This window comes from uncultured Hymenobacter sp. (assembly GCF_964243305.1).
Taxonomy (GTDB): Bacteria; Bacteroidota; Bacteroidia; order Cytophagales; family Hymenobacteraceae; genus Hymenobacter.
Map to the genome: position 1 here is coordinate 37,319 of NZ_CAXTEF010000019.1, position 21,959 is coordinate 59,277.

Annotated in this window: 15 protein-coding genes; 12 read left to right on the forward strand and 3 right to left on the reverse strand. The window is 63.6% G+C overall.

Annotated elements, in window-relative coordinates:
* The first annotated feature begins 92 nt into the window (after positions 1-92).
* A complete protein-coding gene (locus ACFE70_RS12160) occupies positions 93-1,637 on the forward strand; it encodes a glycosyltransferase family 39 protein (protein WP_375418019.1) in 1,545 nt (514 codons plus the stop codon).
* Positions 1,638-1,720: 83 nt separating this feature from the next.
* Positions 1,721-3,478, forward strand: coding sequence for a DUF6044 family protein (locus ACFE70_RS12165; RefSeq protein WP_375418020.1), 1,758 nt, complete (start codon positions 1,721-1,723; stop codon positions 3,476-3,478).
* Here the strand turns inward: ACFE70_RS12165 and ACFE70_RS12170 are convergent.
* Positions 3,432-3,896 carry a hypothetical protein gene (locus tag ACFE70_RS12170; RefSeq protein WP_375418021.1) on the reverse strand — a complete coding sequence of 155 codons (465 nt, stop codon included), beginning with the start codon at positions 3,894-3,896 and terminating at the stop codon, positions 3,432-3,434. The genes ACFE70_RS12165 and ACFE70_RS12170 overlap by 47 nt on opposite strands.
* 162 nt (positions 3,897-4,058) lie before the next feature.
* On the opposite strand from ACFE70_RS12170, the gene ACFE70_RS12175 reads away from it, so the two are divergent.
* From ACFE70_RS12175 to ACFE70_RS12205, 7 genes are all read left to right on the forward strand, one after another.
* Positions 4,059-7,064: a DNA translocase FtsK 4TM domain-containing protein gene (locus tag ACFE70_RS12175; protein ID WP_375418022.1), complete on the forward strand. Its 3,006-nt coding sequence runs from the start codon at positions 4,059-4,061 to the stop codon at positions 7,062-7,064.
* A gap of 347 nt (positions 7,065-7,411) precedes the next feature.
* Entirely contained in the window at positions 7,412-8,056 is a 645-nt protein-coding gene (locus ACFE70_RS12180; RefSeq protein ID WP_375418023.1) for an outer membrane lipoprotein carrier protein LolA, read from the forward strand.
* A gap of 183 nt (positions 8,057-8,239) precedes the next feature.
* Positions 8,240-9,568: a DUF2851 family protein gene (locus ACFE70_RS12185; RefSeq protein WP_375418024.1), complete on the forward strand. Its 1,329-nt coding sequence runs from the start codon at positions 8,240-8,242 to the stop codon at positions 9,566-9,568.
* Entirely contained in the window at positions 9,565-10,995 is a 1,431-nt protein-coding gene (locus ACFE70_RS12190; protein WP_375418025.1) for a hypothetical protein, read from the forward strand. The genes ACFE70_RS12185 and ACFE70_RS12190 overlap by 4 nt, the downstream gene beginning before the upstream one ends.
* An 11-nt stretch (positions 10,996-11,006) precedes the next feature.
* Complete coding sequence (locus tag ACFE70_RS12195; RefSeq protein WP_375418026.1) at positions 11,007-11,639, forward strand: NeuD/PglB/VioB family sugar acetyltransferase; 633 nt, start codon at positions 11,007-11,009, stop codon at positions 11,637-11,639.
* Between the two features lie 102 nt (positions 11,640-11,741).
* Complete coding sequence (locus ACFE70_RS12200; protein WP_375418027.1) at positions 11,742-12,692, forward strand: rhodanese-related sulfurtransferase; 951 nt, start codon at positions 11,742-11,744, stop codon at positions 12,690-12,692.
* Positions 12,693-12,783: 91 nt separating this feature from the next.
* Positions 12,784-13,653, forward strand: a complete 870-nt coding sequence (locus tag ACFE70_RS12205; RefSeq protein ID WP_375418028.1) for a nucleoside phosphorylase — start codon at positions 12,784-12,786, stop codon at positions 13,651-13,653.
* Between the two features lie 235 nt (positions 13,654-13,888).
* On the opposite strand, the gene ACFE70_RS12210 is transcribed toward ACFE70_RS12205, so the two are convergent.
* Together ACFE70_RS12210 and ACFE70_RS12215 are read right to left on the reverse strand one after the other, a co-directional pair.
* Entirely contained in the window at positions 13,889-14,194 is a 306-nt protein-coding gene (locus ACFE70_RS12210; RefSeq protein WP_375418029.1) for a hypothetical protein, read from the reverse strand.
* 196 nt (positions 14,195-14,390) lie between these two features.
* The gene (locus tag ACFE70_RS12215; protein ID WP_375418030.1) at positions 14,391-15,404 is read right to left on the reverse strand and encodes an acyl-CoA reductase; all 1,014 of its coding nucleotides are present in this window, start codon (positions 15,402-15,404) and stop codon (positions 14,391-14,393) included.
* 327 nt (positions 15,405-15,731) lie between these two features.
* On the opposite strand from ACFE70_RS12215, the gene ACFE70_RS12220 reads away from it, so the two are divergent.
* From ACFE70_RS12220 to ACFE70_RS12230, 3 genes are all read left to right on the forward strand, one after another.
* Positions 15,732-16,085 (forward strand): 4Fe-4S dicluster domain-containing protein, encoded by a 354-nt coding sequence (locus ACFE70_RS12220; protein ID WP_375418031.1) that lies wholly within the window; start codon positions 15,732-15,734, stop codon positions 16,083-16,085.
* A gap of 293 nt (positions 16,086-16,378) precedes the next feature.
* Positions 16,379-19,180 carry a valine--tRNA ligase gene (locus tag ACFE70_RS12225; RefSeq protein WP_375418032.1) on the forward strand — a complete coding sequence of 934 codons (2,802 nt, stop codon included), beginning with the start codon at positions 16,379-16,381 and terminating at the stop codon, positions 19,178-19,180.
* Positions 19,181-19,861: 681 nt separating this feature from the next.
* Entirely contained in the window at positions 19,862-21,907 is a 2,046-nt protein-coding gene (locus ACFE70_RS12230; RefSeq protein WP_375418049.1) for a S9 family peptidase, read from the forward strand.
* Positions 21,908-21,959: the final 52 nt, after the last annotated feature.

The following is a 21,959-nucleotide window of genomic DNA, read 5'->3' on the forward strand; positions in this document are numbered from 1 at the left end:
TAGTTTTGTGGGCCCGGCCGGTCCAGTCCGGCGCTTACCTGCCAAACTTGCGCTCCCGTATAGCAGCTGTTTTCACTTCTTTGCCGTCCCGGATGCGGACTGCGCACGGGCTGGCGCTGCTGCTGCTGGCCGGGACCGGGGCTATTTACTACGGCCCTTACCTGAGCCGGCTGCCCTCGGGCATCCACGCCTGGGCGCAGGGCGACCGGCTGGCGCTGGCCCTCAACTTCTACGATTTTGGATTTGATTTCTGGCACCCGCGCACCTCGTCGCTGGCCTCGCGGGGGGGCGTGACGGGGGTAGAGTTTCCGCTGCCCGCCTACCTGGCCGCGCTGGGGGGGCTCGTGTTTGGCCGGGACGCCATCAGCGCGCTTTTTCGCCTGCTCGACATTGGCCTCGCCCTCACCGGGTTCTATTACCTGTTTTGTCTGGTCTACGAGCGCACACAGCACTTTCTGGCGGCGCTGGTGCCGGCCTGCTTCCTGCTCTCGTCGGCGGTGTTTGCCTTCTACGCCGGCAACTACCTGCCCGACCCGGCCAGCTTATCGCTGAGCTTCGTAGCCTACTATTACTGGCTGCGGTTTAGTGACCAGCGCGCGTTCCGTGATTTAGCAGTTAGCGTGGTTCTGCTCACGCTGGCGGCGCTGCTCAAGACCACCACGGCCCTGCACCTGGCCGCGCTGCTATGCTTCGCGTTCGGCTGGGCTTTCTTCGTGCCCGAGCTGCTCACCTTCCGCCAGCGCTTGGCCCTGGTGGGGCTCGGCCTGGTGGCCGTGGGCAGCGTGGGGCTGTTTTTCCTGCATAACCGCCAGCTCAACAGCCAGTACGCCTCCAGTCAGTTTCTGGCCTCGCTGCGCCCGGTCCGGGATGCCGAAGCGCTGCGGGCGGTTTGGCTGGGAATAGGCCAGAAATGGGGCGCTGCCTACGCCACCCCGCTGCAATATGGGCTGCTGGCGGCCGGCGCCGGCCTGCTGCTGGTTCGCGCCGGGCCCACCCTGCGGCGCTACCCGGCCCTGACGCTCCTGGGGCTGGCCGGCAGTGTCATCGGCGGCGTGTTCGGGGGGCTGATGGGCGGGCAGCTCGTTATGCACGACTACTACGCCATCTGCTCGTTTATGCCGCCGGCCGTGTTGGGCCTGCTGCTGGCCCTGCTCCACGTCGGCCGGGCGGGCCGCGCCACGACTGGGCGCTACTGGCTGAGTAGCGCGGGCCTGCTGCTGCTTTGCGGCGTGCTGCTGCGCGACGGCTACTGGCAGCTGCGCACCCGGATGCAGGAGCAAACCTGCCGCTGGCTACACGGCGCCCCCGCCCGGCTGGCGCGGGCGGGCGTGAGCCGGCAGGCCCTGGTGCTGGTAGTGGACGAGGCCCCCAATACGCCGCTGGTGTATGCCGACCGCCGCGGCCTGACCTGGAACCCGCCGGTAGGGCAGCTGCGCGTCGCGGACCTGGTGGCGCGCATGGCCGCCCACGGCCTGGAGTATGCGCTCCTACCCCCCGGTTATTACGCGGGCGTAGCCGGGCAGTCCGCCAGCCTGGCCGCCGCGTTCATTCCCGTCCAGACCGAGCCTTTTGTGGTGCTGCGGCGGCGCCCGGCGGCCCGCCCTCCGGTTGCCGGCCCGCCGCCGCTTCAGCCCTAGCCGTTCATCAGCCCTAGCCGTTCAATTCTTTGCAGTAAGCCAATCCCTTGTCGCCCGCTAGCTCCTGCTATTTCTCGCGCCCTTTGCGCCTGGCTTTGCTGGGCCTGCTGCTGTTTCTGCTGCCGTTTGCGCTGCTGCGGGCGCACAGCTACCTGCTTATTCACGACAACCTGGACACCGAAATCGGCAGCCCCTACCTGCTGAATAAGTTTCACGTCGTGTTTGACTACCGGCCCACGACGGTTATCCCGAGCATCATGAACGGGCTGCCGCGCAACGCCCTGCGCTCGGGCCTGAACCCGACGGTGTGGCTGTTCGGCTGGTTTTCGCCCTGGGCGGCGTACCTGATTAATCAGGCGCTGGTGCGGCTGCTGGGGCTGTGGGGCATGTATGCGCTGCTGCGGCGGCGCTGGCTGCCGGGGCCGGGGCGGCGCGGGCTGGCCGCCGGGCTGGCGCTGGCCTGGGCCACGCTGCCCATTTACTCAATTTATGGGCTGACCGTGCTGGGGCAACCGGCGCTGCTGCTGGCCGTGCTGCGCCTGCGCGAAGGTGACCGGCGCGGGCACCGCACTATAGGGCCGTGGCTGCTGGTGGCCGCGTTTCCGGTCTGGTCGTTTTTCGTGTTCGTGGGGCCGTTTATCGGCGGGGCGCTGGCAGGGCTGGCGCTCTATGACTGGGGCCGAGGGCGGCGGGCGGCGGCGGGCCGGGTAGGGGCGGTGGCCAGTTTATTGCTGCTGCTGTACGTGGTGGTGGAGTACCCGCTGTTCTACTCCTTGCTCGTGAGCCGGCAGTCCGTGTCGCACCGCGTCGAGCACGACCTGGCCCTGCTGGGGCCGCACGGGCTGGCGGCGGGGCTGGAGCTGGCCGCGCGCTACCTGGTTTTGGGGCAATATCATTCGAGCCAGTTCTTCCGGGGCGCGGTGGCCCTGGCGGTGCTGGCGGCGCTGGCCTGGGCGCCGGGCGGCTGGCGGGTGGCCGCGCGGCGGCTGGCGCCGGGGTTGGCCGCAATAGGGGGGGTAGGGATTTTCTGCGGCTTCATCGGGCAGGGCGTGGCCCTGGTGCAGCACCAGCTGCCGCTGCTGCACGCCTTCAATCTGGCGCGGCTGGGCTTTCTGCTGCCGCTGGCCGGCTTCGGGGTGCTGGCCCTGAGTTTGCGCCTGCTGCCGGCCCGGCGCCGGCCGGTGGCCGCGGCCCTGGTGGCCGCGCAGCTGCTCACGGGCCTGCTGATGAACCCAGAGTGGACCAACAACCTGCGCGAGCTGGCCGGCCGCCCCCGCCCCGATGCGCCCAACTACGCCCGCTACGTGGCCGCGCCGCTGTTTCGGCAGGTGAAAGGCTACCTGGCCCGGCACACCGGCCGCGCCCCCGCCGGCTACCGCGTGGGCTGCCTGGGCCTGGCGCCGGCCGTGGCGCAGCTCAACGATTTCTATACCCTCGACAGCAACCAGAATTCCTACCCCCTGCCCTACAAGCAGCAGTTCCGGCCGCTCATCGCCGGCGAGCTGGCCAAAGACGCCGCGCTGCGCGCCTACTACGACGGCTGGGGCAACCGCTGCTTTTTCTTTTCCCACGAGCTGGGCCGCGACTATCTGATTTCAGCCTCGCCCGTGCGCACCATCCAGGACTGGGCCCTCGACGCGGGCGCGTTCCGGCGCCTGGGGGGGCGCTTCATCCTTAGCGCGGCCCGGCTGGCCGCGCCCGCCCGCAGCGGCCTGCGCCTGCTGGCCGAGTTCGAGGACCCTGCCGCCCACTGGCGCCTCTACCTCTACGCCTTGCAGGCAGAGGAGGAAAGTATTACTCAGGAGCCAATTCTTCCTGCCGCCGTCCCCGTCCCTCAGTAGCGAAAGAGTGCTGCTGTTCGCGCAGCCAGATTTCAGCTTCGGCTACGCTGCTGAATAGCTGCAGCTCAAACTTGCCGGCAAAGGGGTTGTGGTCGCTGGCGACGGCCAGCTCGGCGTTGGGGTCGGGCTGCATCACGTGGGCGACGGCGCGCAGACCCAGCCGCTGGGCCTGGGGTGCCCAGACGCGCTCGAGCCACTCCACCGAGTCAAACCAGGGCCCCTGGATCCGGCTATTGTCGTTGAGCAGGTAGGGCGCGTGGGCAATACGCAGCAGCGAGAGAACTTCCAGGGCGCCGGCCTCGCCGTCCTGGGCCGTCACGAAACCCTTCCAGGTCGTGCGCATCCAGCGGTTGCCTTCGTCATATTCGGTGGTGCAGAATTCCTGGCCATTGCTGTGGGTAAGTACGTGATAGGACATAGAGAGTGACCAGGCAAGCTGACGAAGCACCGCCAAATGGCGGGTGGCAAATATAGGAACCAAGGCTCAGGTTGCTGCAAGCTCAACCATAGCCGCTATCGCCGCTGAAAAGCCTGAAAAGCTGCCAAGTGCGTAGATTTGGCTTTCCTGACTTTTTCGCGCATGGCCGCCAACAACTATAAAAACCCCCCGGCTGACTCTTCGGCCAACCGCCCCACTGGTCCCGCCGCGGGCGGCCCACCCCGCCGCAACGAGCCCCGCCCGGCGCCGCCCCCGGAGGCGGCGCCCGCCCCGGCTCGTGCCAACGGCCCCGCGCCGCGCCCGGCTGCGGCCAAGGCCGCCACCCGGCCCGCCACCAACCAGCCCGCGGCCCCGCGCCCGGCGGCCCCGGCCCGCCCTGCCCGCCCGCCGCGCCCGCTGCCCGGCGTGGGCGCGCTGCTGGGGCTGCTGCGCGACCGCCGCCTGCACCTGTTCGTAGGGTTTCTGCTGCTGCTGGCCTCGCTCTACCTCACCATCGCCTTCACCTCCTACCTGTTCAGCGGCCACGCCGACCAGAGCGTGGTCGAGAGCCTGGGTTCCGTGCCCGTGAAAGAAGCCGGGCACGAATCGGGCAACCGGCTGGGGCTGCTCGGCGCCTGGCTGGCCGAGCTGTTCATTTACCGGGGCGTGGGGGTGGCGGCGTTTCTGCTGGTGCCCATCGTGTTTTTTCTGGGCTATAAAATCGTGTTTCGCCGCGCCGCCGGCTCGGTGAGCTACGTGCTGGCGCTGGGCCTATTCAGCATGGTCTGGCTGAGCTTGCTGCTCGGCTACGCCGTCGTGAGCCTGCAAGACCCCGGCGCCGACCCCGCCCTGGCCCACCGGCTGGATTTTCTGAGCGGCAGCATCGGCTACGAGGCCGCCGCTTGGCTTACGGCCCTCATCGGCTGGGGCACGGTGCTGCTGCTGGCCTTCCTGCTGATTTCGTTTGTCGTCTTTTTCTTTAACGTCACTTCCCTCAACCTCAGCCTGGGCGGCTTGCGCGGCGAGGGGGGGGTAGGGGAGGAGCCGGCTGCCGCACCGCCGGCCACCGTCGCGGCGGCCGGCGGCCGGCCTCGCGCCGACGCGACATTATCAGACCAAGCGGCCGTAGCTGAGCCTGATGCCGATGAAGATGACGCCGATTTCAGCGCGCCACCCGCGCCGGCCGGCTTGCGCATTCAGCTGAGCGATGCCTCACTAGTTGACGCCAGCCCGGCGGCGGGCGAGGTGGAAATCCTGCGCACTGGTCCCGCCGGCCCGTTGGCCGCCGCTGGGGGGGTAGGGCTAGCCGCCAGCACCGCCGTGCCGCTGGTCGTAGCCACGGCCTCGGCCACGGTTGCCACGGCCACGGTTGCCGCGTCTGGCGCCGCCGGCCCCAGCTTTTCCGTCGAACTGCCGGCCCCCGAAGCCGAGTTCAGCGCCGCCGCCCCGGCGGCGCGGCCGGCCGCCAGCATCCCTACCCCCCTCTCGCTGGCCGACCTCGCCGACGCTGACTTGCCCAGCGCCAAGCCCCAAGCACTAAGCACCAACCTGGAAATCACGGTGCCGGGCCGCGCCGACCTCGACCCCAGCGCTGGCGCCGCCATCGCGGCCGTGGCCGACGAGGATGAGTCGGCCGACGCCATGCCCGACGTGAATTACGACCCCACCCTGGACCTCGCGCGCTACCAGTTTCCAGGTTTGGATTTGCTCAACGACTACGGTGTAGCCAAGGCGCAGGTCACCAAGGAAGAGCTGGAAGCCAATAAGGACCGCATTGTCGAGACGCTGGGGCACTACGGCATCACCATTGCTAGCATCAAGGCCACCATCGGGCCCACGGTCACGCTCTACGAAATCGTGCCCGACGCCGGCATCCGCATCTCCAAAATCAAGAGCTTGGAGGACGATATTGCCCTGAGCCTGGCTGCGCTCGGCATCCGCATCATCGCCCCGATTCCCGGCAAGGGCACCATCGGCATCGAGGTGCCGAACGCCAAAAAGGAGATGGTCAGCATCCGCTCGGTGCTGGGCTCCGAGAAGTTTGCGCGCTCCGAGATGGATTTGCCGGTCGCCTTCGGCCGCACGATTACCAACGAGGTGTTCGTGGCCGACTTGGCCAAGATGCCCCACCTGCTCATGGCCGGTGCCACCGGCCAGGGCAAGTCGGTGGGGTTGAACGTGATTCTGGCCTCGCTGCTCTACAAGCGCCACCCGGCCCAACTCAAGTTCGTGCTTGTGGACCCCAAGAAGGTGGAGCTGAGCATCTTCAACAAGATTGAGCGCCACTACCTGGCCAAGCTGCCCGACACCGAGGAGGCCATCATCACCGACACCAAGAAGGTGGTGAACACGCTGAATTCGCTCTGCATGGAGATGGACCGGCGCTATGATTTGCTCAAGGAAGCCGGCTGCCGCAACCTCAAGGAGTACAACCACAAGTTCGTCGAGCGCCGCCTCAACCCGAAGAAAGGCCACCGCTTCCTGCCCTTCATCGTGCTGGTGATCGACGAGCTGGCCGACCTGATGATGACGGCTGGCAAAGAAGTCGAGACGCCCATCGCGCGCCTCGCCCAACTGGCCCGCGCCATCGGCATCCACCTGATTGTCGCCACCCAGCGCCCCAGCGTGAACGTCATCACCGGCATCATCAAGGCCAACTTCCCCTGCCGCATCTCCTTTAAGGTTACCAGCAAAATCGACTCGCGCACCATCCTCGACACCGGCGGGGCCGACCAGCTTATCGGTCAGGGTGACATGCTCTTCTCGGCCGGCTCGGATTTGATTCGGGTGCAGTGCGCCTTTATCGACACGCCCGAGGTGGACCGCCTCTGCGACTTTATCGGTGAGCAGCCGGGCTACGCCGACGCCTACCTGCTGCCCGAAGTGGCGGGTGCCGACGGCGACGCCGGCTCGGGCAACGAAGAGCTGGACCCCTCGGAGCGCGATTCCATGTTCGAAGAGGCGGCCCGCTGCATCGTGCTGCACCAGCAGGGCTCCACCAGCCTGATTCAGCGCAAGCTCAAACTGGGCTACAACCGCGCCGGCCGCCTCATTGACCAGCTCCAGCACGCCGGCATCGTCGGTCCCTTCGAGGGCAGCAAGGCCCGCGAGGTGCTCATCCCGGATGAGTATCAGCTGGAGCAGCTGCTGAGCACGCTGCCCAAGTAGCTGACTTGTAATGAGTAGCATTGCGCTGGTGGCACGCCCTGTGCAGCAGCGCGGCCGGGCGCGTTGCGGCGCTTTGGCGCGGCGAGGGGGGTAGGGATTGGGTCGCTCAATGCCCTACCCCCCTCGCCGCGCCAAAGCGCCGCAATGCGCCCGGCCGTGCTGGTACGAGCAGGCTGGCGCTCAGAAGCGGCGGCTACGAGCGTAATTATTCCAATAATATGCGGGAATAGCGCAATTACGGGCGTGGTTTGGCCGGCAGACGACTACTTTTGGCTAGTCTTTTGTTAAGCTGGTCTCGTACAGACTTCCCGCTGGCGCTACGGTGCTGGTGCTCTTATTTCAACCCCATGAAAAATACCCTGTCGCTGCTTTTGGTGGCTTTGCTGCCGGTGCTGCCGGCCGCCGCCCAGCAGGACCCCAAAGCGGCCAAGATTCTTGACCAGATGAGCGCCAAGTATCAGGCCCTCAGTGCTTTTAATGCTACCTTCACCCAGACCCTGGAAAGCCCCGGCCTGAAAGGCAAGGAGAACATCAGCGGCGACATCACCGTCAGCGGTCAGAAATTCCGCCTCAAGCTCAGCGGGCAGGAGGTGATTAACAACGGCACGACGATGTGGACCTACCTCAAGAATGAGAATGAAGTCAACATCTCCGACGCCGACCCCGAGGAGCAGGAAATGTCGCCGGCCCAGATTTACTCAATGTACAAGAAAGGCTACAAGTACGCCTACGTCGAGCAGGTGAAGGAAGGCGGCGAACCCTGCGACGTGATTGAGTTGTCGCCCGAAAGCCGCACGGCCGACGTGTTCAAGGTGCGCCTGACGGTGCGCCAGAAAGACCGCGCCATTAAGACGTGGAAGATGTTCAAGAAGAACGGCAACCGCTACACGTTCACTATCAAGAACTTCAAGCCCAACCCACCCGTCGATGCCACCACGTTTGTCTTCGACAAGGCCAAGTATAAGGGCGTGAAGGTGGTGGATTTGCGCTGATTAAATCAGCGGCCCGTTTTGCGCTGTCAGCTTCCGGTTCGTAATTCGTGAAAAAGGCCCGCTTCGAAAGAAGCGGGCCTTTTTCATGGGACTAACACTGCTACCTGGCCTACATTTGCTTTCCGCCTAAATGAGCTGTCCGCATCAGCCTCATTGCGGTTAATCAGCACCATCGGCGATTAAATGAGCGAAGATTTTCTGCATTACGTCTGGCAGCACCAGTACTTTGACAAGACCGACCTGCGCACGTCGGGCGGCGAGGAAATCACAGTGCTCAAGCCCGGCTTTCGGCACGAGGATGCCGGGCCGGACTTCCCCGGCGCGCGCCTGCGCCTGGGGGAGGTGGAGTGGAACGGCGCCGTCGAAATTCATTTGCGCGCCTCGGACTGGGCCCGGCACCACCATCAGGTAGACCCGAAGTACGACCAGGTGATTCTGCACGTCGTGCTCACGGACGATGTGCCGGTGCGGCGCACCAACGGTACGCCGGTGCCCGCGCTGGCCCTGGGCACCCGCCTGCTGCCGGGGCTACTGGCCCGCTACGAGGCGCTGGTCGAGGCGCCGGCGGTGGCTTTGCCCTGCGCGCCGCTGCTAAGTCAGGTGTCGGACCTGACCAAAATCATGATGAGCGAGCGGGCCCTGCTGGAGCGCGTCGAGCGCAAGGCCGATGCCATTATGGCCCTGCACGAGCACTTGGCGCAGGATTGGGAAGCCACTGCCTGGCACGCGCTGGCTGCCGCATTTGGCTTCCAGAAAAACAGCGAGCCGTTGGCCCGGCTGGCCAAGGCGTTGCCGCTGGCCGTGCTGCGCCGTCACCGGCACGACCAGCGCCAGCTGGAGGCGCTGCTGTTTGGTCAGGCTGGTTTCCTGGCTGAGAATGAGGAGACTGCGGCAGATGATTACATCAGCGATTTAAGAAAAGAGCACGAGTTTTTGCGCCACAAGTACGGGCTGGGCGCCGCCGCGCTGGCCGTCCACGAGTGGAACTACCTGCGCCTGCGGCCGGCCAACTTTCCACCCGTGCGCCTGGGGCAGCTGGCGGGTTTGCTCTTCGCGCGGCCGGCATTTTTCGAGGCCCTGCTCACGGCCCGCGACGTGGCGGCGCTCACCGCCTTTTTCCGGGCGCCGGCTCCGGCCTACTGGCGCACGCACTACCGGCCCGGCCGGCCCGGCAAGGTGCCGGCCCTGGGCCTGAGCAGCATCCACCTGCTCATCACCAACGTGGTGGTGCCCCTGCGCGTGGCCTACGCCCGCCACACCGGTGAGGGTACGCTCGTGGAAAGCAGCGTGGCCCTGCTCGCCGAGCTGCCCGCCGAGCATAACCAATACACTGACCGCTACGCCGGGCTGGGCTTTAGTCACCGCAGCGCCGCCGACTCGCAGGGCCTGCTGGCTCTGCACCAGGGCTACTGCCAGCCGCGGCGCTGCCTGCACTGCGCTATCGGGTCGCAGCTGGTGCGGCAGCCGCGCCTGCTGCCGACGGGGCGCTCCCTACCCCCCCCCACGCCGTGAAGCTGGCGCTGGCCCTGCTCCTGAACGCCGCCCTGCTGGCGCTGGTGCTGCCCTGGCTGCGGCGCGAGTGGCGGGCGGCCCCGCGCCCGCTGCGGCGGGTGCTGCTGCCGGCGCTGGCGCTGCGCCTGCTGGTGGGTGGCCTGGCCAGCCTGCGCCTGACCTATGATGCTTATCTGATGAGCAAGCTGGGCCACGCCCTCAATCAGTTGTTGTGGGACTTTCCGGTTTGGGCAGCTCAGACGCTACGTGGCGACTCCTATCAGCTGGGAGGCTGGGACATTGTCTATAACGGCGCAAACCGGAGCTTGCTATTTGCCTCTAACAGCTTTTTCTTCAGCAAAATCCTATTATTTGTTAATATAGCATCGGGCGGGTTAGATTGGCTCAACGGGGTATATCTGAGCCTTTTCGTGTTTGCGGGCAGCTGGGTGCTGGTGCGCACGCTGGCCGGCGTACTGCCGGCCACGCCGGCCGGCGCGGGCGCGGTGGCATTTCTGCTGTGGCCTTCGGTGGTAGGCTTTGCCAGCGGCATCACCAAGGAAACCCTGGTGCTGGGCAGTGGCGCCTGGCTGCTGGCGCTGGTAGTGCGGGGCCTGTACGGTGCGCCTGGTCTGGCCACAGTTGAACCGGGCCGGTTTGGGCGGACCTTGGGCTGGACGGGGGGGGTAGGGATTTTGCTGCTGGCGTTGCTGCACTTCAAGATGCGCTATTTTTTTGCCGTGCCGCTGCTGGCCGGGCTGGCCGGGCTGGCCCTCATCCGGCTGGGGCAGCGGCTGGGGCTGGCCCAAAGCCGCCTGAGCCAGGTAGGGCTGCTGCTGGCGGTGCTGGCGGTCGGAGCGGGGGTAGGGCCCGCGCTGAGCCCGGTTTTTCGGCTCAATAAGTTCACCGGGCAACTCATCAAAATCTACGGCCACCACCTGAGCACCTCGCGCGACAAGCCGCACTTCGAGTACCCCGCCCTGCGCCCGACCGGTGAAAGCGCCCTGCGCCACGCCCCGCAGGCGGTGTGGAACTGCCTGACCCGGCCTTGGCTGGGCGAGTCGGCGGCCCGGCCCTACGTGGCGGCGGGCCTCGACAATCTGGCCTTGCTGACCCTGCTGGCGCTGGCCGCGGCGGCGGCCTGGCGCGGCCGGGCCGGGCGGCTGCCCTTCGCGCTGGGCCTGGTGCTGGCCCTGCACTGCCTGCTGCTGGCCTTTCTCATCGGCCTGAGCACGCCCAACCTGGGCAGCCTGCACCGCTACCGCTCGGGGCTGCTGCCCTACCTGCTGCTGCTGCTGCTGCAAAACGACTACGCCGCCCGGCTGCTGCGGCGCGCCGGGCTTGGCAGCGGCCCCGCCCCGCCGGCTAATGAGCCCGGTTTAGAAGGTGCTGCCAGGGCGCATTCGCGGCCGCAGGCCGGCCTGGAGGCCGTATCTTTGCCTTCTTAGCCTTCTTCTCAATGGAAAATCCCGTTATCATTCTCGGCGCGCAGGCCGTGGGCACGGCCGTGCTCGATGCCTTTCTCAGCAACGACCTCATCGTGTACTGTCTGCTCGACGACGACCCCAAGCGCCAGAACTCCGAGCTGCTCGACGTGCCGGTGATGGGCAACACCGACGACGCGGAGCTGCTCAAGCTGCTGGGTAAAAAGTGCGAGGTATTCGTGGCTACCGACGACACGGCCTCGCGCCGCAGCCTGACCAAGATGCTGCGCGACGAGTACGAGGCCGTGCCCGTGAACGCCATTCATCAGCGGGCCAGCGTGAGCGCCCACGCCAGCCTGGGCCACGGCAACTACGTGGGCCCCAACGCGGTAGTGGCCGCCACGGCCACGCTCGGCGACGGCTGCCTGCTCGGCCCCAACGCCGTGGTCGAGGCCCGCGCCACGCTCGCCGACTTCGCGCAGCTCGGCGCCGGTGCCCTGGTCGGGGCCGACGTGAAGGTGGGCGAGCAAGCCTTTTTAGGCGCCGGCTCGGTGGTGGTGGCCGGCGTCAGCATCGGGGCCAAGGCCCGCGTTGGGGCCGGCTCGGTGGTCGTGGCCGACGTGCCGGCCGGGCAGACCGTGTTTGGCAATCCGGCGGTGAAAGTTTGAAGGGAGTTAGGAGTTAGAAATTATGAGTTATGAGTTTGGCCCGACAGACTCCTGCTCTATGTTTTCAACTCCTAACTCATAATTTCTAACTCCTAACTCAGAATGTACCAGGTTCTGCTTTACTACTGCTACACGCCCATCGACAACCCCGCGCAGTTGCGGGACGAGCAGCATCGCTTGTGTTTAGAACTGGGCTTGCTGGGCCGCGTCATTGTGGCCGCGGAAGGGCTCAACGGCACCGTGTCGGGCCCGCGCGAAAGCTGCGCAGCGTATATGGCTCACGTCAAGGCTGACCCGCGGTTTGCGGCGCTGGAGTTCAAGGTGGAGGCGGTCCCGGCCCACACGTTCCAGAAGCTGCACGTGCGCGTCAAGGCCGAAATTGTGCACAGCTCCCTATCCCACCTGCGGCCCTATGAGCACACCGGCCAGCATCTTACGCCCGCCGAGTTCAAGGAATGGAAGGACCGCGACGACGTGGTGGTCGTGGACGTGCGCTCGGATTACGAATACAACCTGGGCCGTTTCAAGAACGCGGTGACACTGGACCTGGAGAACTTCCGCGACTTTCCGGCGCGGGTCGAGCAGCTCCGCGAGTTCAAAGACAAGAAAATTCTGACCTACTGCACCGGCGGCGTGAAGTGCGAAAAGGCCAGCGCCTACTTGCTGGAGCAGGGGTTTGAGAACGTCTATCAGCTGCACGGGGGCATCATCAGCTACGGCATCGAGGCCGGCGGCGAAGACTTTGAGGGCCAGTGCTACGTGTTCGACAACCGCGTGGCCGTGGACGTGAACCAGGTGAACCCGACCGTGATTTCGCGCTGCCACGGCTGCCAGCAGCCCTCCGAGCGCCTCGTGAACTGCGCCAACCCGCACTGCAACGCTCACCTGCCGCTTTGCGCAAGCTGCGCCGCGGCGCTGCAAGGCGCCTGCTCGCCGTCCTGCGCCGCCCACCCCGACAAGCGCCCTTACGACGGCACGGGCACCTACCCCAAGCCCAGCAACCACTACCACCCGGCGCAGGGGCTGGCGTCTTACGCCGGCGCCAAGGCTTAATTAGGAATGCAGAATGAGCGGTGAGGAATTGCCCTGGCAGCTTCATTCCATTAATTCTTCATTTCTAATTCCTACTTCTTCATTCAAGAAAATGATAACTTCCTCCGAGCTGATGCTCAACCCCGACGGCACGGTGTATCACCTGCACCTGCTGCCCGACCACATTTCCGACACCATTATCTGCGTCGGCGACCCCGAGCGCGTGGCGATGGTGAGCGAGCATTTCGACTCCGTGGAAGTAGAAGTGCGGCGCCGCGAGTTCGTGACCCACGTGGGCTACTACCGCGGCCGGCGCCTGACGGTGGTGAGCACGGGCATCGGCACCGATAACGTCGACATCGTGCTCAATGAGCTGGACGCGCTGGTCAATATTGACTTTCCGACCCGGCAGGCGCGCCCGCATGACGAGCAGATTAAGCTGCGTATCATCCGCCTGGGCACGAGTGGCGCCTTGCAGGCCGATATTCCCATCGGCTCGGCGCTCGTGACCGAGCACGCCGTGGGCCTCGACAGCCTGATGCAGTACTACCCGCTGGTCGAAACCGGCCTGGAAGTGGCCGTAGCCACCGGGATTCAGCAGGCCCTGCAACTGCCGCAACGCCCCTACTGCGTGCGGGGCGACGATTTGCTGCGCGAGCAGCTCGGCGCCGGGCTGCTGGCTGGCAACACCCTCACCTGCCCCGGCTTCTACGGCCCCCAGGGCCGCAGCCTGCGCCTGGATTTGCGCCAGCCGGATATGATGCGCCAGCTCCAAGACTTCCGCCACCAGAGCGCCGAGGGCGAGTTCCGGCTCACCAACTTCGAGATGGAAACCGCCGGCTACTACGGCCTGGGCCGCCTGCTGGGCCACGAAGTTGTGAGTCTGAACGCCATTCTGGTGAACCGCGCCACGGGCGAGTTTGCCGCGAACCCGGAGCAAGTCGTGCACGAGCTGATTGCCCGCACCCTGCCGCGGCTGTAATTGCACCAGGGAGTAAGGACCGGCAATCGGCCCCAGCGGGGCAGTCCATTGGTCGAGGAAAGGGGGGTAGGGAAACGATAGAGCCCCAGCGGGACAACCAACCAGCCGCGCTACTTGCGCAACTGGGTTGGGGTGTCCCGCTGGGGCTTTGGCTCAGGGGAGGGGGGTAGGGATGCCACCACTAGGCCGCCCCGCCGCGGCTCACCGGCTATCCTTAATCATCGACCACTAACTGCTAATAAAAGTCCATCCACACCACGGCGCGCAGCGGCAGCAGCACGCCCGACTTGAAGGTGAGGTGGTCGGCGTCGGCGGCCCAGACGGTGGTTTGCACGCGCTTGGTGGTGCCATCGGCGGTTTGGAAGTAGATGTCGAGCTTGCCGTGGTAGGCGTTGCCGAGCGTGGCGGCGCGCTCGGCGTGGCGGCGGCGCAGCAGGCGGTCGGTGGGCTCACCCAGCACGTCGTAGGGCGAGAAGCGCAGGCTGGTGAGCGCCTCTTTGGGCAGCGTCTCCACGACGTCATTGGCTAGTTCGATAAGCATAAGGTAAGTGCAAAAAAGCAGGGTGGGATAGGGAAGTGAGGAAAGCCAACGGCTGCGCTTGCCGCACATATTAATCAGCGGCGCAGTGGATTATTGCCTAAACTTAAAGACAAAAAATAGTCCTATCGCAAGCAAAGATTCAGATAGAAGAAAATTCTACTATTTTCCCGGCAGGAGCTTATCTACCCACCGCTTTCTAGACCAGCCCGGCCAGAAACTGCATCGTGTCGATGCTGTCGGCGTAGTCGGCTACGCCCGGCTCCTGGGCTTTGCCAAACGGGAAGGAACCGGCCCAGCGCCCGCCGGCCGAAACCAGGCACTGCGTCTGGGCGGCGACGTCGGTGAGCTGGTCGGCGAGGTTTATTTCGTGCTGATAATGAGCATAATGCAGCACCGAGATGGGCGAAACCAGCGCCGCGCTCGGCGTGAGCAGCAGAAAGCCGGTGTCGAGGTGCGGCACCCGGTTGACGAGCAGAATGCTCTTGTTGTAGTCGTAGTTGTTCTGGTACTTGAAGTGGGTGAGCACGTGGGCCCAGGGCTGCAAGGCGTCGAGCACGGGCGTAAAGTCGTAGCCTTCCGGCACGTAGAGCTTGCTCACGTTGCGGCAACCCAGGCCGTAGTACTGGAAAATGTCGGGGCCCAGGGCGGCCAGCTCGTCGGGGCTTTCCTGGCCGCTGAGGATGCCCAGGCTGGTGCGGTTGCGGCGGATGATGTGGGGCTTCTTGCCGAAGTAATACTCGAAGTAGCGGGCCGTGTTGTCGGAGCCCGTGGCGATGGTCGCGTCGGCGTCATTCAGCCGCTCCACGAAGTTCAAGCGCTCCTTGAAGCGGGGCTCAATCTGGAGCAGCTCATTGGCCACCCAGCGCATGAGAAACGTGTCGCTGGCGCTGAGCTTGGCCAGCAGAATATGGCCGCTGAGCAGCACGCACAGCAAATCATGAAAGCCGACCATCGGGATGTTGCCGGCCATGACCACGCCCACGCGGCGCGGCGTGTCAGGCTCGGCGGGATAGTGGGCGGCCCAGCGGGTTAGGCTTTCGGCATCGAGCAAGTGGGCCACGCCGCGCAGGGCCGTGGTCACGTTGGGCTCATCGAACCAGGCATTTTGGTTGCTGGTGCGGGCGGCCAGCTCACTGATTGCGGCGGGCGTAAGGGTACGCAGGCGTTGGCCCAGGGCGATGAAGGCGGCCAGGCGGTCGGGGTGCAGCATGGGGGGTAGGGAATCGAAAGGAGGGAAGGAGGTAGAAAGAAAATTGCACAGATACAGATTAAAAGGCGGTCATGCTGGGCTTGCGAAGCATCTCGCTCGGGGAAGTAATCAAGCCTCTTCAACGATTGAATTAGTACCGCGAGCGAGATGCTTCCCTGCGCTCAGCATGACCGTCTGTTGGATCATATACCGCGCAAAATTCGCCCAACCGCGCCGGGGCCGCTACTTTTGCACCTAGAAACAAGCGCAGCCCGGCCGGCATTTCTTACGTAAGAGCCGAACAAGGTTGTTCCCTACCCCCCTCATCAGCTAACGACGCCGCTTTATATGGCCATCATGATAACCGACGAGTGCATCAACTGTGGTGCCTGCGAGCCGGAATGCCCCAACAACGCGATTTACGAAGGCGGCGCGCAGTGGCGCTGGGCCGACGGCACGAGCCTGAAGGAAGTGGCCACCGCCGACGGCGCTACGGTCACGGGCACGGCTCCGCAAACGCCCGTCTCGGACGAGTACTACTACATCGTGTCGGATAAGTGCACCGAGTGCGTGGGCTTCCACGAGGAGCCGCAGTGCGCCGCCGTCTGCCCCGTGGACTGCTGCGTCGATGACCCCGACTACCGCGAGACGCGCGAGCGTTTGCTCGAAAAGAAAGAGTGGCTGCATCTGACGGCCGCGTAAAGCTGCCGGAGCTTTTGCCCCGCCGGATACGGGCCGCTTCTTCACGGAAGCGGCCTTTTTCGTGCGGTTTGCCGCGCAAACAGGCGGTCAAAACAGGCGGTCATGCAGAGCGCAACGAAGTGAAGCGAAGCATCTCGCTCGGGGAAGTAACCCAATCGTTGTTCAATCATCTGGATTACTATCCCACGCGAGATGCTTCGCTCCACTTCGTTGCGCTCTGCATGACCGCCTGTTTGCGCGGCAGCACAGAAACGTACAAACGTACCTTTGCCGAAATACCCGTACCCCAACTTATGTCTCTCGCTACGACCTACAACCCTGCCGACGTGGAAGCCAAATGGTATCAGCGCTGGCAGGAGCAGGGCTTTTTCAAAGCCAGTCCGAACCCGAAGAAGCCGCCCTACACGGTTGTGATTCCGCCGCCCAACGTGACGGGCGTGCTGCACATGGGCCACATGCTCAACAATACCATCCAGGACGTGCTGGTGCGCCGCGCCCGGATGCAAGGCTTCGAGGCCTGCTGGGTGCCCGGCACCGACCACGCCTCCATTGCTACGGAAGCCAAAGTGGTAGCCTTGCTCAAAGAGCGGGGAATCAACAAGAAAGACTTGACCCGCGACGAATTTCTAGCCCACGCCTTCGCCTGGAAGGAGAAGTACGGCGGCATCATTCTGGGGCAGCTCAAGCAGCTCGGCGCCTCCTGCGACTGGGACCGTACGCGCTTCACGATGGAGCCGGAGCTGACGCAGGCCGTGCTGCGCGTGTTCGTGGATTTATACCGCAAAGGCCTGATTTACCGCGGTATCCGCATGGTGAATTGGGACCCGCAGGGCGGCACGGCTATCAGTGATGAGGAAGTTATTGCCAAGGACACGCAGGCGAAGATGTATTACCTGCGCTACGCGGTGGCGGGGCAGGATGGGCAGTTTCTGACCGTGGCCACGTCGCGTCCCGAAACCATTATGGCTGACGTGGCGGTAGCCGTTAATCCGGCCGACCCCCGCTTTGCGCATTTGGGGGGGGGTAGGGTGCGCATCCCGCTGCTGGGGCGCGAGATTCCCGTGATTTTCGATGAATACGTGGCGATGGACTTCGGCACGGGCGCGCTGAAAGTAACGCCCGCCCACGACCTGAACGACTACGAAATCGGGCAGCGGCATAACCTGCCGGTGATTGACATACTCCATGATAACGGTACGCTCAATGAGGCGGCGCAGCTCTACGTGGGACAGGATAGGTTTGCGGCGCGCAAGCAGATTGCCAGGGATTTGCAGGAAGCCGGCTTGCTGGAGAAGATTGAGGATTACGCCAGCGTACTGCAAACATCGGAGCGCACCGGCGCCGTGATTGAACCCAAGCTGAGTATGCAGTGGTTTCTGAAAATGGAGCATCTGGCGAAGCCCGCGCTGGAAGTCGTGGAGAATGACACCATCCGGCTGCACCCGGCCAAGTTCAAGAACATGTACCGAGCTTGGATGGAGAACGTGCGCGACTGGTGCATCTCGCGTCAACTCTGGTGGGGGCAGCGCATCCCAGCCTACTACCTGCCCGATGGCTCATTCGTAGTAGCGTTGACCGATGCCGAAGCACTTGAACTGGCGCGTGAGCAAAGTGGCAGTGCCGGGCTGACTATGAGCGACTTGCGGCAGGATGAGGATGTGCTCGATACCTGGTTTTCGTCCTGGCTCTGGCCCATCTCGGTGTTCGACGGTTTCAAGGACCCGGACAATGCTAACATCAACTATTTCTACCCCACCAACGACCTGGTGACGGCGCCGGAAATTCTGTTTTTCTGGGTGGCCCGCATGATTATGGCCGGGCTGGAGTACCGGCAGGAAGTGCCGTTTAAGAATGTGTACCTGACCGGCATTGTGCGCGACGCACAGGGCCGCAAGATGAGCAAGAGCCTGGGCAACTCGCCCGACCCGCTCGACCTCATCCGCGACTACGGCGCCGACGGTGTGCGCACCGGGATGCTGTTCTCGTCGCCCGCCGGCAACGATTTGCTCTTCGACATCAAGCTGGTCGAGCAGGGCCGCAATTTCAGCAATAAGCTCTGGAACGCCTTCCGGCTGGTGAAGGGCTGGGAAGCGGATGATTCCCTACCCCCCGCCAACGACAAGGCCGTGGCCTGGTTTGGGGCCAAGCTGCAAGCGGCACTAGTGGAACTGGACGAGCATTTCGACAAATTTCGCATGTCGGACGCGCTGATGACGGTGTATAAGCTGGTTTGGGACGACTTCTGCGCGCAGTACCTGGAGATGGTGAAGCCCGCCTATCAGGCGCCCATCGACGCCGAAACCCTGCGCTGCACGGTCAGCTACCTCGAAACGCTGCTCAAGCTGCTGCACCCGTTCATGCCCTTCATCACCGAGGAGCTGTGGCACGAGCTGGCCCCGCGCGGCCCGCGCGAGTACGTGTGCGTGGCCGCCTGGCCCAAGCCCGCGCCCGCCGCTACGCAAGGCGAAACGCTGGCCCAAATGGACAAGGTGCTGGCCATCGTAGCCGGCATTCGCACCATCCGCAACCAGAAAGGCCTGGGCCCCAACAAGCCCCTGACGTTAGTAGTCAATGCTGACTTTATCAGCAAACTAAAAACGACACTGTCCCCAACTGACGTCATACCTGAGAGCCAAATCATATCGTTAGCCAGTAGTGAAACTATTAACTCAGGTTTCAAAGTGGTTGAATCTTCAGGAATGACTACTTCAAATATGTCTGCTACCGGTCAGGTTTTATTTAATCCAGACCAGTTTTTGGTGAGAAAATATGCAGACATCATATGCAAGTTGGGAGGAATATCAGAACTAAGTTTCTCGGACAATGCGCTGGCTGGTGCGGTAAGCTTCGTGCAGGGTAGCAGTGAATTCTTTATTCCTCTTGAAGGTCAAATAGACCTTGGCGCCGAGCGCCTTAGGTTAGAAAAAGAACTCGCTTATACCGAAGGGTTCCGTGACTCAGTGCTGAAGAAACTAGGCAATGAAAAATTTATTGCCAACGCCAAGCCGGAGGTGCTAGAACGGGAGCGGCAGAAGTTAGCCGACGCAGAAACAAAGATTACGGCGCTACAACAGTCGTTGAATGGACTAACTTAATTCAGCCCTTTCACACTGAGCAGTGCCAACAACAAGCGTACCTTGCTGAGGCCTGTCATCGCTACGTGGCAGTTGTTCAATATTACTCAATGGAAACCTTTGTCTGCGCACTCATAGGCCTTGCTGGTATTTTGTGGATTTACTGGCGTTACAATTACTGTCCGCGTGGTAGCAGTGGTCATTCCTACCAAAGAAGCTACGGGGGACGAAATAAAGTTAAGCATACCTGTCGTGACTGCGGGAAAGTTGAATACGGATTTACTTCGGAATGGTAGGAGCAGGCCTTGGCGGGTTGGGGGGTAGGGAATTTGCCCCTTGCGTCCAAGCCCATCCTCCGGCCCCTTCCCCTGCGGGAGAAGGGGAGCCACGGCGGCGCGGCCTACCAGTTAAAAGGGAAGAGTTGAAAGTTAAAAAGCAGGCGGTCCTTTTAACTCTTTCCTTTTGACTTTTAATTCTTTTCCGGCTCCCCTTCTCCCGCAGGGGAAGGGGCCGGGGGATGGGGTGCCGCCGCCAAGGACGATTCTGGCAATAAGTTGTACTTTGGCGACGTCGGCAGCAGCCGCACCCCTCCACAACCAATTTCCCGCCATGAAACCCATTGTACCTTATCTCGCCGGGCTGCTGCTCTTTACCGCCGGTCCGGCCGCCGCCCAAACCGCGCCGGCTGCGCGCTCCGTCACTATGCCTACCCCCCCCGTCGCCGCCATTAAGCCCAAGGCGCTCGTCTCGCCCCACGGCACCCGCACTGATAACTATTACTGGCTCAACGAGCGCGAGAACCCGGAAGTCAGCAAGTATTTGGAAGCCGAAAACAGCTACTTTGACCAGCAGATGGCGCCGGTGAAGGGGCTGGAAGAGCGGCTGTTTCAGGAAATGAAAGGGCGGATAAAGGAGCAGGATGAGTCGGTGCCCTACCGCGACAACGGCTATTATTACTACAGCCGCTTCGAGGCGGGCGCCGAGTATCCGGTGTATGGCCGCAAGAAGGGCGACCTGAAAGCACCCGAAGAAGTGCTGCTCAACGGCAACACGATGGGCAAGGGCCGCGCCTATTTTGCGGTTGGGGGAATGAGCGTGAGTGACAACAATCAGGTGCTAGCCTACAGCACCGACACCGTGAGCCGCCGCCTCTACACGCTGCGCTTTAAGGACTTGAAGACCGGTAAGCTCTACCCCGAGAAGATTGCCAACACCGAGGGCGCCGCCGTGTGGGCCGCCGACAACAAGACCGTGTTCTACGCCAAAAAGAACGTAACCACGCTCTTGCCCTACCAGCTCATGCGCCACGTGCTCGGCACCGACCCCAAACAGGACGTGCTGGTGTACGAGGAAAAGGACAACACCTTCGGCCTCTACGTCAGCCGCACCAAGTCCAAGCGTTTCGTGCTGCTCACGCTGGGCTCCTCGCTCTCCAATGAGGTGCGCTACCTGGAGGCCGCGAAGCCCACGGCGGCGCTCAAAACCTTCCTGCCCCGCGAAGCCGACCATCTGTACCAAATCGAGGATTTAGGCGCTAACTTCTACGTGCGCACCAACTGGCAGGCGCCGAATTTCCGGGTGATGCAGACCCCGATTGCCAGCACGGCTAAGGCCAGCTGGCAGGATGTGGTGCCGCACCGGCCCGATGTGTTCGTGGACGAGATGGAGCTGTTCAAGGACTTCCTGGTGCTGAATGAGCGCAAAAACGGCCTGCTGGAGCTGCGCGTCATCAACTGGAAAACCAAGCAGGACCACTACCTCAAGTTCAACGAGCTGGCCTACACCTCAAGTATCAACGTGAACCGCGAGTTCGATACGCCCGTGCTGCGCTACGGCTACACCTCGCTCACGACGCCTTCGTCGGTGTTTGACTACGACATGAACACCCGGAAAAGCACGCTGCGCAAGGAGCAGGCCGTGCTCGGCGGCTTCAACCGGACCGACTACGTGACCGAGCGGGTGATGGTCAAGTCGCGCGACGGCAATCAGATTCCAACTGAAATCGTTTATAAAAAAGGCTTCCAGAAGGACGGCAACGGCCCAGTGCTGCAATACGCCTACGGCTCCTACGGCATCAACATGGACCCTACGTTCTCGGCCGCGCGGCTCAGCCTGCTCGACCGCGGCTTTGCCTACGTGCTCTGCAACATCCGCGGCGGGCAGGAGCTGGGCCGGCAGTGGTTTGAAGATGGCCGCATGGGCCACAAAATCAACTCCTTCAATGACTTCATCGACTGTTCGGAGTACCTGATTCAGAACAAGTACACCTCGCCGCAGAAGCTGTTCGCGCAGGGCGGCTCGGCCGGCGGCCTGCTGATGGGCGCGGTGCTCAACATGCGCCCCGACCTGTATAAGGGTGTGCTGGCCGCCGTGCCGTTCGTCGATGTCGTGACCACGATGTCGGACGCCAGCATCCCGCTCACCACCGGCGAGTATGACCAGTGGGGCAATCCCGCCGACAAGGTCAGCTACGACTACATGCTCTCGTACTCGCCCTACGACCAGGTGAAAAAGCAGGCCTACCCCAACATCCTCGTCACGACCGGCCTGCACGACTCGCAGGTCCAGTATTTCGAGCCCGCCAAGTGGGTGGCCAAGCTGCGCACTATGAAAACGGATAATAACCTGCTGCTGCTTCACACCGACATGAGCGCCGGCCACGGCGGCGCCTCCGGCCGCTTCAAGAGCCTGCACGACCAGGCGCGCAGCTTCGCCTTTATGCTGATGCTGCTCGGCGTCCGGGCGTAAGAGGGGGGTAGGGATTATAGGTAAAGCCGCGCCAAAAGGCGGTCATGCAGAG

Coding starts and splice junctions, on each gene's coding strand:
- ACFE70_RS12210 (WP_375418029.1), bottom strand. CDS start 14,194: ATGCTTATCGAACTAGCCAATGACGTCGTGGAGACGCTGCCCAAAGAG.
- ACFE70_RS12160 (WP_375418019.1), top strand. CDS start 93: ATGCGGACTGCGCACGGGCTGGCGCTGCTGCTGCTGGCCGGGACCGGG.
- ACFE70_RS12180 (WP_375418023.1), top strand. CDS start 7,412: ATGAAAAATACCCTGTCGCTGCTTTTGGTGGCTTTGCTGCCGGTGCTG.
- ACFE70_RS12225 (WP_375418032.1), top strand. CDS start 16,379: ATGTCTCTCGCTACGACCTACAACCCTGCCGACGTGGAAGCCAAATGG.
- ACFE70_RS12200 (WP_375418027.1), top strand. CDS start 11,742: ATGTACCAGGTTCTGCTTTACTACTGCTACACGCCCATCGACAACCCC.
- ACFE70_RS12205 (WP_375418028.1), top strand. CDS start 12,784: ATGATAACTTCCTCCGAGCTGATGCTCAACCCCGACGGCACGGTGTAT.
- ACFE70_RS12195 (WP_375418026.1), top strand. CDS start 11,007: ATGGAAAATCCCGTTATCATTCTCGGCGCGCAGGCCGTGGGCACGGCC.
- ACFE70_RS12215 (WP_375418030.1), bottom strand. CDS start 15,404: ATGCTGCACCCCGACCGCCTGGCCGCCTTCATCGCCCTGGGCCAACGC.
- ACFE70_RS12185 (WP_375418024.1), top strand. CDS start 8,240: ATGAGCGAAGATTTTCTGCATTACGTCTGGCAGCACCAGTACTTTGAC.
- ACFE70_RS12175 (WP_375418022.1), top strand. CDS start 4,059: ATGGCCGCCAACAACTATAAAAACCCCCCGGCTGACTCTTCGGCCAAC.
- ACFE70_RS12230 (WP_375418049.1), top strand. CDS start 19,862: ATGCCTACCCCCCCCGTCGCCGCCATTAAGCCCAAGGCGCTCGTCTCG.
- ACFE70_RS12220 (WP_375418031.1), top strand. CDS start 15,732: ATGGCCATCATGATAACCGACGAGTGCATCAACTGTGGTGCCTGCGAG.
- ACFE70_RS12170 (WP_375418021.1), bottom strand. CDS start 3,896: ATGTCCTATCACGTACTTACCCACAGCAATGGCCAGGAATTCTGCACC.